18 protein-coding genes, 1 tRNA gene and 1 pseudogene are annotated in these 17,082 nt (G+C 60.6%); 10 read left to right on the top strand and 10 right to left on the bottom strand.

What is annotated here, in order from left to right; all coding sequences use genetic code 11:
- Positions 1-17 precede the first annotated feature (17 nt).
- Positions 18-647 (top strand): histidine phosphotransferase ChpT, encoded by a 630-nt coding sequence (gene chpT, locus NKH35_RS00785; protein WP_023669947.1) that lies wholly within the window; start codon positions 18-20, stop codon positions 645-647.
- Between the two features lie 243 nt (positions 648-890).
- On the top strand, positions 891-1,259 hold the full coding sequence (locus tag NKH35_RS00780; protein WP_023821625.1) for a response regulator: 369 nt from the start codon (positions 891-893) through the stop codon (positions 1,257-1,259).
- 85 nt (positions 1,260-1,344) lie between these two features.
- Here the strand turns inward: NKH35_RS00780 and ctrA are convergent, their stop codons facing one another.
- Positions 1,345-2,040, bottom strand: a complete 696-nt coding sequence (gene ctrA / locus NKH35_RS00775; protein WP_006203583.1) for a response regulator transcription factor CtrA — start codon at positions 2,038-2,040, stop codon at positions 1,345-1,347.
- A 449-nt stretch (positions 2,041-2,489) separates the two neighbouring features.
- On the opposite strand from ctrA, the gene NKH35_RS00770 reads away from it, so the two are divergent.
- Entirely contained in the window at positions 2,490-2,867 is a 378-nt protein-coding gene (locus NKH35_RS00770; protein WP_023669945.1) for a flagellar export protein FliJ, read from the top strand.
- A gap of 108 nt (positions 2,868-2,975) precedes the next feature.
- Here the strand turns inward: NKH35_RS00770 and NKH35_RS00765 are convergent, their stop codons facing one another.
- Positions 2,976-3,377 (bottom strand): winged helix-turn-helix transcriptional regulator, encoded by a 402-nt coding sequence (locus NKH35_RS00765; RefSeq protein WP_023669944.1) that lies wholly within the window; start codon positions 3,375-3,377, stop codon positions 2,976-2,978.
- Between the two features lie 91 nt (positions 3,378-3,468).
- Here NKH35_RS00765 and NKH35_RS00760 point away from each other — a divergent pair, with 91 nt between their 5' ends.
- Positions 3,469-4,398, top strand: a complete 930-nt coding sequence (locus NKH35_RS00760) for an NADP-dependent oxidoreductase (protein WP_023825384.1) — start codon at positions 3,469-3,471, stop codon at positions 4,396-4,398.
- A gap of 64 nt (positions 4,399-4,462) precedes the next feature.
- On the opposite strand, the gene sciP is transcribed toward NKH35_RS00760, so the two are convergent.
- Entirely contained in the window at positions 4,463-4,738 is a 276-nt protein-coding gene (gene sciP / locus NKH35_RS00755; RefSeq protein ID WP_013529904.1) for a CtrA inhibitor SciP, read from the bottom strand.
- A 257-nt stretch (positions 4,739-4,995) separates the two neighbouring features.
- On the opposite strand from sciP, the gene mnmA reads away from it, so the two are divergent.
- A complete protein-coding gene (mnmA, locus tag NKH35_RS00750; protein WP_352913097.1) occupies positions 4,996-6,186 on the top strand; it encodes a tRNA 2-thiouridine(34) synthase MnmA in 1,191 nt (396 codons plus the stop codon).
- Positions 6,187-6,250: 64 nt separating this feature from the next.
- Here mnmA and NKH35_RS00745 read toward each other — a convergent pair whose 3' ends face one another.
- A complete protein-coding gene (locus NKH35_RS00745; RefSeq protein ID WP_023695851.1) occupies positions 6,251-7,210 on the bottom strand; it encodes a Gfo/Idh/MocA family protein in 960 nt (319 codons plus the stop codon).
- 235 nt (positions 7,211-7,445) lie between these two features.
- On the opposite strand from NKH35_RS00745, the gene NKH35_RS00740 reads away from it, so the two are divergent.
- Positions 7,446-7,522, top strand: a tRNA-Met gene (locus NKH35_RS00740).
- Here NKH35_RS00740 and NKH35_RS00735 read toward each other — a convergent pair.
- The 3 genes from NKH35_RS00735 to NKH35_RS00725 all read right to left on the bottom strand — a co-directional run bounded on the left by NKH35_RS00735 (position 7,479) and on the right by NKH35_RS00725 (position 10,730).
- Positions 7,479-9,107, bottom strand: a complete 1,629-nt coding sequence (locus NKH35_RS00735; protein WP_084561122.1) for a recombinase family protein — start codon at positions 9,105-9,107, stop codon at positions 7,479-7,481. The genes NKH35_RS00740 and NKH35_RS00735 overlap by 44 nt on opposite strands.
- Positions 9,108-9,586: 479 nt before the next feature.
- Entirely contained in the window at positions 9,587-10,042 is a 456-nt protein-coding gene (locus NKH35_RS00730; protein ID WP_023711097.1) for a helix-turn-helix domain-containing protein, read from the bottom strand.
- A gap of 7 nt (positions 10,043-10,049) precedes the next feature.
- Positions 10,050-10,730: a hypothetical protein gene (locus tag NKH35_RS00725; protein ID WP_352913095.1), complete on the bottom strand. Its 681-nt coding sequence runs from the start codon at positions 10,728-10,730 to the stop codon at positions 10,050-10,052.
- 137 nt (positions 10,731-10,867) lie between these two features.
- Here NKH35_RS00725 and NKH35_RS00720 point away from each other — a divergent pair, with 137 nt between their 5' ends.
- On the top strand, positions 10,868-11,110 hold the full coding sequence (locus NKH35_RS00720) for a helix-turn-helix domain-containing protein (protein WP_031199210.1): 243 nt from the start codon (positions 10,868-10,870) through the stop codon (positions 11,108-11,110).
- 86 nt (positions 11,111-11,196) lie between these two features.
- Here NKH35_RS00720 and NKH35_RS00715 read toward each other — a convergent pair whose 3' ends face one another.
- Both NKH35_RS00715 and traA read right to left on the bottom strand, forming a co-directional pair.
- On the bottom strand, positions 11,197-11,412 hold the full coding sequence (locus NKH35_RS00715; protein ID WP_023711095.1) for a helix-turn-helix transcriptional regulator: 216 nt from the start codon (positions 11,410-11,412) through the stop codon (positions 11,197-11,199).
- A 129-nt stretch (positions 11,413-11,541) separates the two neighbouring features.
- On the bottom strand, positions 11,542-14,589 hold the full coding sequence (gene traA / locus NKH35_RS00710) for a Ti-type conjugative transfer relaxase TraA (RefSeq protein ID WP_352913092.1): 3,048 nt from the start codon (positions 14,587-14,589) through the stop codon (positions 11,542-11,544).
- Between the two features lie 172 nt (positions 14,590-14,761).
- Here traA and NKH35_RS00705 point away from each other — a divergent pair, with 172 nt between their 5' ends.
- The 3 genes and pseudogenes from NKH35_RS00705 to NKH35_RS00695 all read left to right on the top strand — a co-directional run bounded on the left by NKH35_RS00705 (position 14,762) and on the right by NKH35_RS00695 (position 16,278).
- Complete coding sequence (locus NKH35_RS00705) at positions 14,762-15,088, top strand: conjugal transfer protein TraD (protein WP_023711093.1); 327 nt, start codon at positions 14,762-14,764, stop codon at positions 15,086-15,088.
- A gap of 1 nt (position 15,089) precedes the next feature.
- Positions 15,090-15,338 carry a conjugal transfer protein TraD gene (locus NKH35_RS00700; RefSeq protein ID WP_023711092.1) on the top strand — a complete coding sequence of 83 codons (249 nt, stop codon included), beginning with the start codon at positions 15,090-15,092 and terminating at the stop codon, positions 15,336-15,338.
- Between the two features lie 407 nt (positions 15,339-15,745).
- A pseudogene (locus NKH35_RS00695) lies at positions 15,746-16,278 on the top strand (Ros/MucR family transcriptional regulator).
- Positions 16,279-16,366: 88 nt separating this feature from the next.
- Here the strand turns inward: NKH35_RS00695 and NKH35_RS00690 are convergent.
- Positions 16,367-16,678: a DUF736 domain-containing protein gene (locus NKH35_RS00690; RefSeq protein WP_023669902.1), complete on the bottom strand. Its 312-nt coding sequence runs from the start codon at positions 16,676-16,678 to the stop codon at positions 16,367-16,369.
- Positions 16,679-17,082: the final 404 nt, after the last annotated feature.

The following is a 17,082-nucleotide window of genomic DNA, read 5'->3' as shown; positions in this document are numbered from 1 at the left end:
GCAGGGATTTTTCGCCGATGGCTGAGCTTTTCTCTCTCTCCGCACCCGATCTCGCAGCCTTGTTGTGCAGCCGAGTCTGCCACGACATCATTTCGCCGGTCGGCGCCATCAACAACGGCCTTGAACTCCTGGACGAGGGCGGCGCCGACGAAGACGCCATGAAACTGATCCGGCAGAGCGCCAGAAACGCTTCGGCCCGCCTGCAATTCGCCCGCATCGCCTTCGGTGCCGCCGGTTCGGCGGGCATGATGATCGACACCGGCGATGCCGAGTCCGTCGCCATCGCCTTCCTGAAGAACGAGAAGCCGGAGTTGATCTGGAACGGGGTTCGCGCCCTGCTGCCCAAGAACAAGGTCAAGCTGCTGCTCAATTTGCTGCTCGTCGCCAATGCCGCCATCCCGCGCGGTGGCAGATTGGTGGTCACGCTGGAAAACCTCGACACCGAGCCGCGCTTTGCGCTTGCCGCAAGCGGCCCGATGCTGCGCGTGCCGCCGAAATTCCTCGAACTCCATTCCGGCAACAAGCCCGAGGAGCCTATCGACGCCCATACCGTCCAGCCCTACTACACGCTGCTGCTGGCGCGTGAGGCCAACATGACGATCTCGATTCACGCGACCGCCGAAGAGATCGTGCTGTCCGCGGCCTGAGCGAAGCCGTTCGGCAGGACGCCGAGCATCAAGAACAATCAAGTATCTTTTCCCTCTGATATTTGCGGCAATTCAGAACAGGCAAGTTTCATTGCCGGCAACGCCCCTGCAGAATGGGGCTGCAAACGACATGTTTGTAAAAACTTTACCTAACGGCTTTTCTGCTTCTTTACCAGATCGGCCTAGTGTGCATCCCGATACCCGGATGCCGCCGGTTCGCCCCATGGCAAAGAGGACCCGGAAATGAAGCGCTGCATGTTTGTCGACGATTCGAGCGTCATCAGAAAGGTTGCAAAACGGATTCTTGGCGGCTCCGACATGGTGGTGATCGAAGCAGCAACTGGACTTGATGCTGTCGAGATGTGCGCTGCCGAGATGCCTGATGTGATTGTCGTCGACGGCGCCCTGCCGGACATGCAAGCGGTCGACGTCATTCGCCAGGTTCGCGCCATGGAGAGCACGATCAAACCGCAGATTCTGATCTCACTGGTCGAGGTCGATGTTGCCTCGATCATGAAGGCAAAGCGCGCCGGCGCCCAGGGTTATCTGTTGAAGCCGTTCAACCGGACGCAACTGCTCGAACGTTTTCGTACCTTGAAGGTTGCCGCCTGATTCGGCTCGTTTTCGGCCAAAAAGGACAGCAAAAAACCCGGCCTGAGCCGGGTTTTTTGCAATGGTTCAATCGGATGGTGTTCGCTCAGGCGCTGACGCGGATGTCTTCCGGCTCGCGCAGCACATAGCCGCGACCCCAGACCGTCTCGATGTAGTTCTGGCCACCGGATGCTGCGTCGAGCTTCTTGCGCAGCTTGCAAATGAAGACGTCGATGATCTTCAGTTCCGGTTCGTCCATGCCGCCATAAAGGTGGTTGAGGAACATTTCCTTGGTCAGCGTGGTGCCCTTGCGCAGCGAGAGCAACTCCAGCATCTGGTATTCCTTGCCGGTCAGATGCACGCGCTGGCCGCCGACTTCGACGGTCTTGGCGTCGAGATTGACCACTAGGTCGCCGGTGGTGATGACCGACTGGGCATGGCCCTTGGAACGGCGCACGATGGCATGAATGCGGGCGACCAGCTCGTCCTTGTGGAACGGCTTGGTCATATAGTCGTCGGCGCCGAAGCCCAGGCCGCGCACCTTGTCCTCTATGCCGGCCATGCCGGACAGGATCAGGATCGGCGTCTTCACCTTGGACAGGCGAAGTGTCCGCAAGACTTCGTAGCCGGACATATCGGGAAGGTTGAGGTCGAGAAGAATGATATCGTAATCATAAAGTTTACCGAGATCGACACCTTCTTCGCCGAGGTCGGTCGTGTAAACATTAAAACTTTCAGATTTGAGCATCAGCTCGATGCTCTGAGCGGTTGCACTGTCGTCTTCTATCAGCAGAACGCGCATTTCATTCCCCTTTTCTGCCGCCGGACCATGTCACAACCCATCCGGGACCGGAGCAGTGATTGCCTGAACAGAGGCTGCCATCGAATGGTTAACAAAACCTAATTCCGCACCAAGGACGGTACCAGATTTTTTAACCCCTTTCTACACCCTCTTGAATCTAATGATGAATCACAGAACCAAATCGCTAATGCAACACATTAATAAGTCGGACTAAGTGACTCAAGGGACTCGCTGGCCGGCTTCCGTATCGGGAGCCGGAATTTTTACCCGGCCTTAAGTCCTCGCCCTTATGATTAACAATGCGCGTAAACGAATGGTTACCGCCGGCAAAAAACTTTAGGGATTTGTTTCCCATAGTTCGGGGAATGCCGGTGGATACGGGCGGCGCCAGGCCCTGGCGGGCGGATTGGACGATATGTGCAGGTGTGCGTTTCCGGGAGTACCGAATCATGAAGTCACGTGAAAACCTCGTTCGGCTGAAGCAATTTCAGGTGAATGAGAAGCGGCGGCAGCTGCTGCAGCTCGACATGATGATCGCCGAGTTCGAGCGCATGGCCGTTGAACTGGAGCTTCAGATCACCGCCGAGGAGAAGAAGGCCGGCATCACCGACATCAATCATTTTGCCTATCCGACCTTCGCCAAGGCGGCGCGTCTGCGCCGTGATAACCTCAGAAACTCTCAAAGCGACCTCGCCCAGCAGCGAAGCGCTGCCGAATCATTACTCGGCGAAGCTGAAGCGGAGCTTTCCAAGGCCGAGATGCTGGAATCGCGCGACACCAAGATCCGCGACGCGGAACTCGGCGGTCGCAGCGCCATGATCGGCTGACGGCAGGGTTTTAACCCGACCGGCGCCGCCTGACGCCGCGCTTTGCTTTGCGTGTAGCGCGCCAAAAGGCTCCGGCGCTGCTGACCTGGCCGCAAGGCGGCCGCAGCTTCAGGCCCGTGTCAAATCCCCGTCCTGGTTCGCCGCCGCCCTCGCCCGCGCTTGCTTGATATCAGGCACATGCTCTTCCGACCAGGAGCGTATCTGGGTGAGCAGCCCCGCCAGGTTCTGGCCAAGTTCGGTCAATTCATATTCGACCCGCGGCGGGATCACCGGAAAGATTTCGCGCCGCACCAGTCCGTCGCGCTCGAGGACGCGCAGCGTCTGCGTCAGCATTTTAGGCGTGATGCCTTCGAGCTTACGCGCCAGTTCCCCATTGCGCATCCGGCCACGGCGCAGCGCACAAACCGTCAGATAGACCCATTTGCTGGCCAGCATCTCGAGCACGGCGTGCGAAGGACACGTCCGCTGGAAGGCGTCATAGCCGGAGCCGCAATCATTATCACTATCCATGAGGTGCCTATATATGGAAAAGGTACATACTGGACAAGGGAATATTACTATCCAAATGATAGTGGCACAGAAACCCCAGCAGGAGCCTCCCATGCGTGCCGTTGTCCAGAATTCAGTCGGCGGACCCGACGTCCTCGTCATCGCCGATCGCCCCGCGCCCTCGCCCAAGTCCGGCGAAGTGCTCGTGCGCGTGCATGCTGCCGGCATCAATCCGGTCGATGGCTCGGTGCGCGCCGGCTACTATCCATTGCTGGGCGAACCGCCCTTCACTTTGGGCTGGGATATTTCAGGTACGGTCGAGGCGGTAGGCCCAGGCGTCGATGGCGGCCTCAGGGTCGGTGACGCCGTGTTCGGCATGCCGCGTTTTCCCAAGCAGGCCGCGGCCTATGCGGAGCTCGCTGTGGCCCCGGCCGATGAAATCGCACCGAAGCCGCAAGGCATTGACCACAATCATGCCGGCGCGCTGCCGCTGGCCGGTCTGACCGCCTGGCAAGGCCTTGTCCGCCATGGCGGCCTGAAGCGCGGCCAGCGCGTGTTGATCCATGCTGCGGCCGGCGGCGTCGGGCATCTGGCGGTGCAGATCGCCAAGGCGCACGGCGCTTATGTCATCGCCACCGCCAGCCCGAAGAAACTCGATTTCGTCCGCTCGCTCGGCGCCGATGAAGTGGTCGACTACACCAAGCGAGATTTCACCGCCGAGGTCAGCGACGTCGACTTGGTGCTGGAGCCGATGGGCGGCGACCATGCCGACCAATCGCTGACAGTCCTGAAGGACGGTGGCGCCCTGGTGTCGCTGCTCAATATCCACGACACCACCCGAGCCAAGGCTGCTGCGCGTGGGATCCGCGTCGAGCGCATGTCCGTCGTGCCCGACCGTGAAGGCCTCGTCGAACTTGGCAAACTGGTCGATGAGGGAAAGCTTGCGGTCCATGTGGCAAAGGCGTTTCCGCTCGAACAGGCGGGCGCCGCGCACGCTTTTCTCGCCACTAGGCCGATCGGCAAGGTGGTGCTGACGGTCTGAAGCAGGCATTACCGACAGGCAAAAGGGCGCGGTTACGGCGCCCTTTTCTGTTGTGGTCCTGGCTCTAGTGCCGGTATTGCTGGATGCGCGTCGTGCGCAGCCCGGCAAGGCCGTATTCGTCGATCGACGCTTGCCAGGACAGGAATTCCTCGGTGGTCAGCTTGTAGCGCTGGCATGCCTCGTCGAGGCTCAAAAGCCCGCCGCGCACCGCAGCAACCACTTCCGCCTTGCGCCGGATAACCCAGCGACGTGTATTCGTCGGCGGAAGATCGGCAATCGTAAGAGGGCTGCCGTCAGGCCCAATAACATATTTGACTCGCGGTCTAACAAGATCGGTCATCGTACTCTCTACTAAAAACTCAAAGACCCAATCCCCACCACATTACCGCCACAGCTTTAAAAATTGCCTAAGCGAACCCTAATGAGTAGGTAAGGATCATGAACGCCGCGTTAGTCTTTTTATCGGCATTTGAGGCAACGGCGGGCAGGCGCGCAATTTTCCCGCAAAATCGGCACCGCCGCAAAGCTGGCGCCGCTGGTGTGGTTGACCTATATTCGCGCCACTGCCATTGAAGCGCCGCGCAGAACGAAAGAACCATGAACAGCCTCGACCTTCCCGCCAGCCCGCAAAACACCCGCATCGTCGTCGCCATGTCGGGCGGTGTGGATTCGTCTGTCGTTGCCGGCCTTTTGAAGCGCGAAGGCTATGATGTCGTCGGCGTCACGCTGCAGCTCTACGACCATGGCGCCGCAACGCACCGGGCCGGGTCGTGCTGCGCCGGCCAGGACATTGACGATGCCCGCCGCGTTTCCGAGACACTGGGCATTCCGCATTACGTGCTCGACTATGAGGAGCGCTTCCGTAAGGCGGTCATCGACCCGTTTGCCGAAAGCTACGTCGCCGGCGAAACGCCCATTCCGTGCGTCTCTTGCAATCAGACGGTGAAGTTCGCCGACCTTTTGGCCACCGCCAAGGACCTTGGCGCCGATGCGCTCGCCACCGGCCACTATATCCGCTCCGGGGCCAATGGCGCCCACCGCGCGCTATTCCGGCCCGTCGATGTCGACCGCGACCAGAGCTATTTCCTGTTTGCCACCACGCAGGCGCAGATCGACTATCTGCGCTTTCCGCTGGGTGGGCTGTCCAAGCCTGCGGTGCGGGCCATCGCCGAAGAAATGCGGCTGACCGTTGCCGCCAAGCAGGACAGTCAGGACATCTGCTTCGTGCCCCAGGGCAAATATTCCGACATCATCGCCAAGCTGAAGCCAGCTGCCGCCAACCCAGGCGACATCGTCCATATCGACGGCCGCGTGCTCGGTCGCCATGACGGCATCCTGCGCTATACGATCGGCCAGCGCCGCGGCATCGGCATCGCCTCGGGCGAGCCGCTTTACGTCGTCCATCTCGACGCCGACCGGGCCCGTGTCATCGTCGGCCCGCGCGAGGCGCTGGAGACCCACAAGATCTATCTGCGCAACATGAACTGGCTGGGCGATCGCGCGCTGTCCGACATTCCGGCCGCCGGCATGGAGCTGTTCGCCAAGGTCCGCTCGACGCGGCCGCCGCGCCCGGCCGTGCTGCATCACCGCGCCGGCAGCACCTTTGTCGAACTGGTCGACGGCGAGTCCGGCATCGCGCCCGGACAGGCCTGCGTGCTCTATTCCGACGACGGCAACGAAGCCCGCGTCTTCGGCGGCGGCTTCATCGAGCGCTCCGAGCGCGGCGCCGAGGCCGAAGCCATGCTCAGCCGGCTCGCAGCCAGGCCGGCGCAGATTCCCGCAGAGTAAACACTACCCTCTCGGAGACAGTTTTAGTTTCGATCTGCCTTAAAAGCAGAGTTTCGAAACGGTCTCAGGACTTTGTGTGCGTGACTGTACCCGCCGTCAGGATGCGCAGCACCCTGATGGCTTCCTCGCCGCTGGTGCGCGGCTCGGCCCGCGTCTCGATACACTGGATAAAGTGCTTGAGCTCGCGCGTCAGCGGCATCCCCTGGCCGACCGCGACATAGGACGGCTCGTTGGTGGTGAAGGCCCACTGGCCGCTGTCCTGCCACACCGCGTGGCGGTAGACGGCCAGCTTGCGCTCCCAGGGCTCGACATCGTCGAACACCGCCATTGCCTTGGTGCCGACCACGGTCAGCCGCCGCTCGCGATAGGGATTGAGCCGCGAGGTGAAGAGATGGCTGCGCAGCCCGTTGGGAAAACGCATGTGCAGATGCGCGAAATCGCTGAGATTGTCGAGGAGTGCCGCCCCCTCGCCCCTGACCTCGATCGGCTCGGTGCCGGTGATGGCCAGGATCATCGACAGATCGTGCGGCGCCAGATCCCACAGTGCGTCGTTCTCGGTGTGGAATTTGCCGAGGCCGAGCCGGTGCGAGTGGATGTAGCGGACCTCGCCGAGCTCGCCATTGTCGATCAGCGCCTTCAGCGTCTCGAAGGCGGGATGGAAGCGCAAGACATGGCCGACCATGAACACGCGGCCATTGTCCCTGGCCGCCTGCACGGCGCGCTCGGCGTCGGGCACGGTCAACGCAATCGGCTTTTCCACCAGCACGTCCTTGCCGGCCTCAGCGGCGCGCACGGCAAGATCGGCATGGAACTGCGGCGGCAGCGCCATGACGATGGCGTCGATATCATCACGCACGAACAGCTGGTCGGGCTCGATCGCCAGGCAGTCCTGCTCGCTGGCAAAGCCTTCGGCCCGCGCCCGATTGGCATCGGAAACCGCATGCAGCGCGCCGAGCGCCTTGAGGGTGCGGATGTGGTTGCTGCCCCAGTATCCGCAACCGAGGACTGCAATGCGCGGCTTCATCAGCTTCAAACTCTAATTTCTTGGCCGAGACATAGCGGCGTGCCCCGTCGAACTCAACCCCGGTGGCTTACCGGAGATGCCAGCCCGGCAAAGCTTTTACCGGCGACAATATGCCGGCGCCCCTCGCGCATCGATGCTTGACAGGCTCGCCCTCCCAACCTTATATCCGCGCGACCTTGGCGAACGCCTCGAAATGCCTTCGATTTAAGGCGGATTTCGGGCCTTTCGCCGCCCTGGCGGGGTAGCTCAGTTGGTTAGAGCACGGGAATCATAATCCTGGGGTCGGGGGTTCAAGTCCCTCTCCCGCTACCACCATTCCCCCCGCTCCTTTGACGCCGTGGGGGAAGGCACCCTCGCCCAAGAGTGCCGTTAACCGCCCAGCGATTTCGACTTCGACGCCGCCGATCCTCGATGGATCTCGAAACACCGTGACGGTTTCGACCAAGTCGCGCATTGCCTCTGCACATTCGGAATCGCCAAAAGCAATGCCCTTAGCAAGCCCGGTCCGAAGTTGGTTTAGTTGTTCCTCGTAGCGAGCGAGCACCGCAGGGTGCAGCGCGATCACTGCCGTAGCGGCGGGCACCCGATCCAACTCGGCTAGAATGCCCTTACGCTCTTCATTCAGCGTTGTTGATTGCGGTCCCAGCACGGCTGGGTCGCCATAGCCCTTGGCAATGGCGTTGACCAGGCGCTCGATCTCCCGAGTTAGTTCTTCAAGCCGTCGCTCCAAACGGCTGCGCCTGGCATCGGTGTCGGCTGCCAAGCGCTTCCGTTCTTCGTGGTAGGTCTGGACGTACTGGGCAATCACTTCGGGATGGCGCAACTCGGCGGAAAGGCCGTTCAGAACTGCAGCTTCGATCGTATCCAAATAGAAGGTCTTGGGAGCGGCGCATGTTCCGCTTTCAGTCGCGGCGGAACAGCGGATGCGAATGCGCTTGGACTTGTCCACGCCTTTCGACGACATTCCCGCACCACAGGCACCACACCTCAGGAGCCCCGTCAACATGTGCCGTGGTCGGCGCTGGTGGCTTGGATGAGTGGTTGCACGCGCCTTCTTGCGTGCTTGTGCTGCGTCGAACAGGTCGGACCGAACAATAGCGAGGTCGGGCACTGCGACTACTCGCCAGTCACCCTTGGGATTTGGGCGCGAGACACGTTTCCCCGTGTCAGGATCCTTGATCATTCTGACCCTGTTCCAGATCAGGCGGCCAGCATAAAGCTCATTGTGAAGCAGCCCCGTCCCTCTCTGCACATTTCCATTGATGGTGGAGGCATTCCAGGCACGACCGCGAGGCGGCGGTATGCGGTCTGTGTTTAGATCGTGAGCGATATCGCGCGGGGTTTGCCCTGCGACATACTCTCGAAAGACACGACGCACGATTTCCGCTTCATCCTCTGCGATCATCCGCTTCCCGGGATCGCCTAGCACGTACGAATAGCCATAGGTCAGACCGCCGGCGTGAAGCCCTTTGTTGACTCGGCCGGCTTGGCCCCTGCGGACTTTGTGAGCGATGTCCTCTCGGTATAGCTGGCCAACGAGACCGCGCAGGCCGACCAAGACCGTGTTCACCACGCCTTCGTGAACGGCACGAATTTCGATGCCGAGAAATGAAAGGCGTTTGTGAATGCCCGCAAGGTCTTCCATGTCGCGCGAGAGCCGATCAAGTGCCTCTACGACGAGCACGTCGAATTCGTGCTCACGCGCTTTGTCCATGAGCTGAAGTAATCCGTCACGGCCCAGGACGGAGCCACCGGAGCGTGCTCGGTCGTCAAACGTTGCGACAACGTTCAACCCCTCACGTTCTGCATATGCTCGGCACAAAGCGAGTTGATCGTCGATTGATCGCTCATTTTGGAGGTCGGTTGAGAAGCGTGCGTAGATCGCGGTTCGAGTCATGATAAGTTTTCTCGGCCTGTTCACGCTCGTGGTCTTCGCGAGCCGCTTGGCGCGCAAGTGCTTTTGCAAGGCGCAGAATCGCTCTGTCAGGCGCTCGGAACAAGGCCCTTTTTTGGTACCTCACAACCATTGCGAGTAGCGCTCGCTACGGATCGGCTGGGCTTCTGCTGAAAATAACAGTCCGCAGAATGCGCGGCTTGGTTCAATCCTGCCGAGATCATGATCTTGGTCCATGTCTCCCAGATGCGCGCATGCAGGAGATGAGAAAAGCCATCAAATTGATTAGTCGCAGAATTGGATAGCAAGGCGTGCTTTTCGGAAATCCGCAAGTCCCAACCTCAAGCCGCAAGCTATTCCGGGCGGCTCTGGAGAAGCTCTCAGGCATGTCTGGCGGGATCGCCTGACTACACCCACCGCCGTCTTTCCGAGGTTGTAGGCAACAAGTGGCGCGGGCCCTCACGACCTCCTCAACCTCGTTTCTAATACTCGTCTGGGCATTGCACAGGATCGATTCCCTTTCCCAATTCAAAGAGCAGAGACGACACGCGGTTGCGCACACGCGGGGGGAGTCGCATCAGCCTTTCGATCAAGCGTCTGCCTTCCGCGCTGGCGATGAAGCCCAGGCGTTCGTCTACGGGCAGGAGCGGAGCGGTTGCCTCGCCATTGCCCGGCAGACCATCGAAGAAGCGGCTGACAGGAACATCCAGCGAGCGGGCGATTTCGTAGAGCGTGGAAGCGCTGACGCGGTTGCGCGCGCTTTCGTATTTCTGGAGCTGTTGAAAGCTGATGCGGATCGCACGGGCCAGTTGCGCCTGCGAGACGTCCGACTGGACTCGCAGAGTCGCGATCTGCCTGCCGACGTGACGGTCGGCCGGATGGGGACCGACCTCACCGTTAGGTGCCACACCGCTTTGAAAACGATCCAAGATTTTCATCAAGGCTTCACCTGCTCTGTGAGTTTTGCTGCTTTGCTGAGCTTGGGTTCGTCGCAGCGTCTAAACGGTGAAGACGGATGAGGTCATGCAGTACCGATCGGATGTGCGGCCAGGGAAAATCGTCTGGATGTTCCCAGTGCTCACCGTCACGCAGGATGACCTTGAGCTTGGCCAAAATGCCTTCGATGGACGTGGCCGCTGTCTGCGGTAGATCATCCAGAAGTGCCCCTTCGACTGTTTCCGATTGCCGGATCAGTTCGTCTGTTCTCGAATAGCCGATCTCAGCATCAGCAGCGTCCCAGCGCGCCTGGTGTGCCACGAAATCCGCAAGCGCCCTGCCCCATTCGACTTCATTTTCAGGAGAGTGGGCATCGTTCAGGCTCTGGATGGAATGGAGCGTCACGTCCGTACCATCGGCAAGCCGCACCTTGGCGCAGGGAAAGCCAACTATCCTGGCGAGGTGTGTCTCCAACCGCCGCTGTTCGCGGCACAGCGCCAGTGTCTCATCATGGATTCTTTGCCAGCTCCCACACAGACGAAGAGCAGGATCGGCCGCGCTGCCGTCCGTCAGTTCGCCAGCCAGCGATTTTGCCTGGAAGGGCCATGCCGCCGCGCCCGTGGCCGTTCCCGTCAGCAAGCGCCGCCGGGTGATGAAAAACAAATTTATGCTATCGTCGGAATCATCCATGATCCGAGCTCCAAACAGCTTTGCATGGTTGGTGATACAGCCAAACGCTTTGGCGGCCTCAGCTAAATATCTGAATTTAAGATAACTGAAAATCAGATATAAAGGAAGCCCCCATCTGAGTTCAGATGAGGTGATAAGTGGTCGATACACTCGGTACGAATCGGCACAAAGCTTTGATCGCGCTGCTGATCAAAAACCGTGAAGCGGCAGGCCTTACGCAATTTGAGTTGGCAACCAGGCTCGGCCAATACCAATCGTTCGTAGCTCGACTAGAAAGCGGACAGAGACGTGTTGATGTCGTGGAGTTTATAAACCTCGCCGAGATTCTCGGTTTTAGCGCTCCGTCAGCCATCAAGAAGCTATCGGAAGTAACAGGTTGAGCGATGGGAGCGTGTGACCGCGCTAGTGCAAATTGACAATTTTGCAGAACCGGCAAGGAAGCCCCCAAGTTGTTGCACCTACCCGTTCAATCGAACCTCTTCACCTCAGCCTTCGACCCCCATCGAATGGGATCCTCAACCCAGCGGTTGATCTCGGATTCATGCCACCCGGCGCCATTGGTGCTGATCCTCAGTTGAGCCGGGAACGTGCCGTCGGCGATCTTGCGATAGATTGTCGAGCGGGACAGGCCGGTCCTGGCGAGGACTGTTTTGAGACGAACGATACGATCCGGCTCGGACATAGCTTGCGTCCACCTGAATGGTTGTTGCTGATTTCTGTTGGGACAGACAGGACGAACCCATGCCGGAGGCAATCCGATTTTTCGCTTCATCCGCCTGTAGCGTGAAAACGGCGGCAAATCGGAGGGGTGTCAGAGCCCAAGGCCCCGCCCCTTTCCGATGCCATGGCTGAATGCCAGTTCCACACCCAGACGCCGGCCGGATTCGACCTCGATGCCAAGCGCCTTCTTATGATTGGCAAGCATGGATTCAAGCTGCGGATCGCGTTCAAGGCTCTTGGCCATATCGGACATGGCCGAACGCGTTGACTTGTAGCCGGACATGTCGCCGGCCTGATATTGCTCCCGTCCCGTCCGATCGAGCTTTTGCCAGCGTTCGACGAAACGGTCGGCGCGGCGGCCTGGATCGATGTCCATCCCGGTGCGGATTTCCGTCTCAAGCTGGAGAGCAAGCACGATGCGGCGGACGCGGCCAGCCCCCGCCTCGTGGACAAGTTCGGGATTTTTCACATAAGCCGCTTCGGCATCGCGCCAGCCAAAGGGCCGCACCTTCTCGAAGGCGCTACGTGCATCCCTCAACTCGCGCATCTGCTCGGGACTGCCCAGCCCATCCGCATCTCCGTTGTGCGATATCGCGTCGATAGCGCGCGCGTGACGAACAAGCGCCTTCGTACGAGCGCTGCGCAACGCCGCTTCCGCGTCCACCGGCACATTCGCGCCGCGTGGCACTCCGGTGGCGAGATTTTCTCTGCCGGGCGTCGGGTCCGCATCTCCGATCCGTACCTCTACACTCTCCCTTCCCGGCCCAGGTCCACGTTCCTGCATGGGCACGGCGTCTGCAGGCGAGCGCAACCCGTCGAGCAGTCCGCCTATCCTGTCGCGCAGCTTCTCCGGGACGATCCGGCGCACGATCTCGATCACGCGCTCGCGGAATGTGATGCCGCGCCGCTCGGCATAGTGTTGTGCCGGGTCGACCTGCCCGTAATCCAACGCCATGTCCTTGGCGCGGTCCCGTGACAGCGTCCGGACGAGGCGTTCGCGGGTCGTAAAGTCATCGCTGCCGTAGTGCAGGTCCATTCCGTCTCGATGCCGCGACAGTGCGACGTAGCTGCCATGCGCATCCATGCCCGGTGTAGCGAGCACATGGGTCCGGTCAACCGTCATGCCCTGCGCCTTGTGAATGGTTGCGGCATAACCGTGGTCGATGTGGGAATAATCTTTCAGGTCGAAGCGAACCGACCTGTCGTCATCGGTGCGCACGGTCATGCTCTGTGTGCTGACTTCCTCTACAATGCCAAGCGTGCCGTTCTTGACCCCAAGCCCGCGCTCGTTGCGCAGGAACATGACCCGGTCGCCGCTGGTGAAGGCTCTTGGGCCGCGTTCGACATCCACCTGAACCTCGTCGCCGAGATCGCCGGCAGCGCGCATGCGCTCGCGCGCTGCCTGGTTCAGGGCGCGCACCTCGTCGTTTGTGTGGGTGAGGATGATCCGGCTTGCCTCTGGATGCGCCTGCCTGTCGCGATCCCAGCGCTCGACGAGTTCACCTCGCGCCTCATTGCGCGTTGCAGCCTGATGCACCATCCCTTGCACGTCGTAGGCGCCGATCGCGGCGCCGATCCTGCCGGTTGCCAGATCGCGCGTAGCGTCACGCTGCCAGTCCTCGCGCTGCCGGCGCACCTGGCCGATTTCGACGCCGCCATGACGCTCATGGATGGCGCGGAATGCAGCGCCGGCTTCGATTGCTTGCAACTGCTGCGGATCGCCGACGAAGACAACTTTTGCGCCAACGTCGGCGGCATGGGAAAGCACGCGCTCCAACTGGCGCGTGCCGACCATGCCGGCCTCATCAATCACCAGGACATCGCGAGCTGTGAGCAGATCGCGGCCCTGTCCCCAGCTATGCTCCATACTGGCGATGGTGCGTGATGAGATGCCTGATCCGCCTTCCAGATTCTCGGCGGCAATGCCGGAGAGTGCCGCGCCTCGAACCTCGTAGCCCGCCGCTGCCCATGCCTGGCGGGCAACCCCCAGCATGGCGCTCTTGCCCGTTCCGGCAAAACCGACAACGACACCAAGACCGCGACCATCGGTGATATGTGCAAGCGCATCGCTCTGCTCGTCTGAAAGGATAAGCCCGCGTTGCGCAGCCCGCGCCAGTGCTGCCTCGCGATGTGCGTCACTCACCGCATGACGCTCGTCCAAATCCATGCGTTCCGCAGCGCGGTGAAGGCGCTGTTCGGTCTCGATCATCTGCCGGGTTGTGAAACGGTCTTCGCCGCGCCTGTCTTTGCCGAGCTCGATCAGATCGGGTGCGTTGCTGATGGCTGCCACCACCGCGTTGAACTGCTCTACTCCATCGCTGTGGCGATGCGCAAACTTCGCAATTTCTTTTCGGGTGAAGGTCGATTGCTGATGGGTGATGGCGTCGAGCGCCAACGATGGATCGGCAATGATGCGCGCACCATTGTTGCGCGCGATCTCGCGATGCAGTTCGGCGCGATCTGCTTCATCGTGGCCAGCAGCAAGGCCACTGCGCTCGATGCGTTGAGCCGGGGCGCCGATCTGAGTTTGCGGCTCCAGCGCAATGCCTTGCGCTTCCAGACTGCGATGATCGATGCGGGCGTCGATGTCGAGTTCGGCCAGGCGTTCATTGGCCAGCTCCGCCCACCGCTCGCGCCAGCGCTCGACCAGCTGGGTAGCATTCCAGTCTCGAACCTTGGCACCAAAACCATTCTCCTCCACGGACCGCATGGTGAGCATGACATGAGCATGTGGCTTGGGACTGCCATCCTCCGCCCTGTCCCAATGCACGTTAAGATCGGCGACCATGCCCTTGCTGACAAACTCGACTTGTACAAAGTCACGCGCCAACTCGATGCCTTGCGCCTGGCTGAGTTCACGCGGGAGCGCAAACTCGACCTCGCGGGCAAGTTGCGCATCCTTCCTCACCTCGAACGCCTCGACATCGTTCCAAAGCCGTTCGCGGTCGCGCCAGGCCTCCGGTGCATGCTCTGGCAGCATCACCTCGGAATGAACAACACCGCGCTTGGCGGAGAAATCGTGGCTTCGTTCAATCCGCTCGTCGCGCAGCCGCGAAGCCGAGCGGTAGGCAGCGGACGCCACAGCGCTTGAGCCTGCCTTGCGGCCAATGACCTTGACATGAAGATGATAGATCGCCATCGCGACCAGATCATTTGCACGTCAAAGCGTACGTCGGCACGACGTATAAGCGCGCCCTCCCTCGAAAAAATCTCGGGATGGACCAGCCCGTCCCGGGCTGTCTCGGCAACCCTGAAGCCTTCCGGCAGCCGCTCGCCTATCATTGCCACACCGACAATCAATGGAGATAGCCATGCGCAAGCCACGTGACTTCGACGCCGAACTAAAGGCGCTTGAAGAAAAAGCGCGAGAGCTCAAAACGCGAAAGGTGCAGCAACTTGGCGAACTGGTGATCGCCACCGGCGCCGATCAGCTCAGCACCGACGAACTGGCCGGCGCACTGGTAGCCATCGCCGAGACGAAAGACACGGCAAAGCGTGAGGCATGGGCCAAGCGTGGGGTGATGTTTTTCGAGAGCAGGTCCCGGCGAACTGCTTCGGCATCTCAGCGCAACCCTCGCGGCGCTCCAGCGCAACCGGGCAGCGCGCAATCGCCGGCAGGCGGCACAGGCTCGCAATGACATGAGAACATGGCAGGTGGAGCGTCGCAAACGCACCCGACAGCTGATCGAGCTTGGCGGTCTCGTCGTCAAGGCAGGCATTGTCGAGCTCACCAATGACGATCGCGCAATCATCTACGGCGCGATGCTCTGGATCGCCGCGAAGCTGCAGGGCCATGACGGTAAGCATGCGCGGGAGCTTTTGGCCGCGAAGGGAAAGCAGGCATTCGATGGTGAACGGCGTGAAGAGCAGATGGACTGGCGAACATAGCCACAGTTGGCGCGAGCAGCGGCCAGTCCGAAGTCGGAACAGCAAACTTCCGCCGGTGTGCCAGCGCCGCAGTCAAGCGCTTGCGCAGGAAGCTTTCGCGATCTCCTCGCGACCGCCGACAATCTTCTCTCGCGAGCCTTGATCCTGGTGATATAGAGCGCAAGGCTCGCGTTGGCGACGCTCGTCAAAGCGGGCGCTGCCCTATGAGCGAACTTCAAAATCCAGATCGTGCCCTCGAAACCTCCCACGCCCTCCAGATTCGATCATGCACACTGCGCATTGATACAAACTCTATAGCCAGGGCGAGAGCCAGCGGCACGGCTTTGCACAGCTGGAACGGGCGGAAAAGCCAGGGAAGCTCCTCGCTTCGGCAAAGGCATCCCAGCCGATACAAAAAGGGAAATTATATGACCGCTGCTCTCGAGCAAGGCAACAAACTGGATACCGTGTCGATAACGGCTGACATTGTCGCCGCCTATGTATCGAACAATCCAGTACCGGTTGGCGAGTTGCCGAAACTCATCGGCGACATTCATGCCGCCCTGAATGAATGGCATCGGCACGCCGGCGGTAGAACCTGTGGTAAAACAGGACCCGGCAGTTTCGATCAAGAAATCGGTGACACCTGACTTCATCATCTGTCTGGAAGACGGAAGGAAATTCAAATCGCTCAAGCGGCACCTTCAGCACTTCAACCTGACCCCCGACGAATACCGGCAGAAATGGAACCTGCCGTCCGACTATCCGATGGTGGCGCCGAACTACGCGGCTACCCGGTCGGCTGGCGAAATCAATAGGGCTCGGGCGCAAGGCGGCGACGCCCACGTCTGCCGCGGCGGAAAAACCAAAACGGGCTACTCGTGCGGCGGCAGCGGCGACGACTGCGGCGGCCATGAAGTCGCCGCTGAAGAAGGTCCGCAAGGCGCCGGCCAAAGCGTAACGCGCTGCACCTAGCGGACGTGCCAAGTTGTATAGGACCTGAACATGGCAAAGCCCCGCCTTGCGGCGGGGCTTCGTGTTTTGTCGGGTCACTCTGCGGCGCGGCGTGACCAGATGAGCGAGAACTCACCCTCGGTGTCGGTCTCGACCAGGCTCGCATAGATCGGAGCGGGGAAGCTGGGATCGTCGAGCTTGACCGAGTGGTAGTCGCGTCCCTCGCGCGAGGTCTTCTTCCATGCCGCCCCGAACTCGGTGGCGCCAGCGAAGATGCGGAAGTCGGGACCCTTTTCATTTTCGCCATCCGTCGGAGCGAACGTTACCGTCTTGACGTTGAGATTGAGGGTCTTGACCGAGCCGGAGAAGCCGTTCGCGGTGCGGGAGAAAGTGCCGATCGTAGCCATGGTGATGTTCCTTTGTGTTTTCTCGGGCCGCGCCCAAGGCGGCCTCGATGGTGGACGTGAGACCGGAAACGATCGGTCTGCATCCCGAAGGGGCTGAAACGAAGTGGAAGACGGCGACGCGAGGCTTTCTTGGACCGTGAGGAATGGACGCGCAGCGGACAGGGGAAGAAAACGCAGCGCCGACGTTGCGAGAAGACGATCGAGACGGAGTGAAACGAAGACGGTCTTCGGTCAGACCCAATCCATTCGAGGACGCCTTGGGCGTGGCCTGGAAAGAATACCCGGAAGGAACGCCACATTGGCTAAGATCCAGTCAGGGCCATTGTAGCTTGCGCCCTGCGCTTCTGAATTTCGGTCACAGACCTTCCTCACGCGCCAGGGCGGTGTTGGTCCTACTCCTAACC

It is taken from the genome of Mesorhizobium sp. M1143, assembly GCF_040318435.1.
Lineage (GTDB): Bacteria > Pseudomonadota > Alphaproteobacteria > Rhizobiales > Rhizobiaceae > Mesorhizobium.
This window is presented reverse-complemented; position numbering and strand designations above follow the sequence as displayed.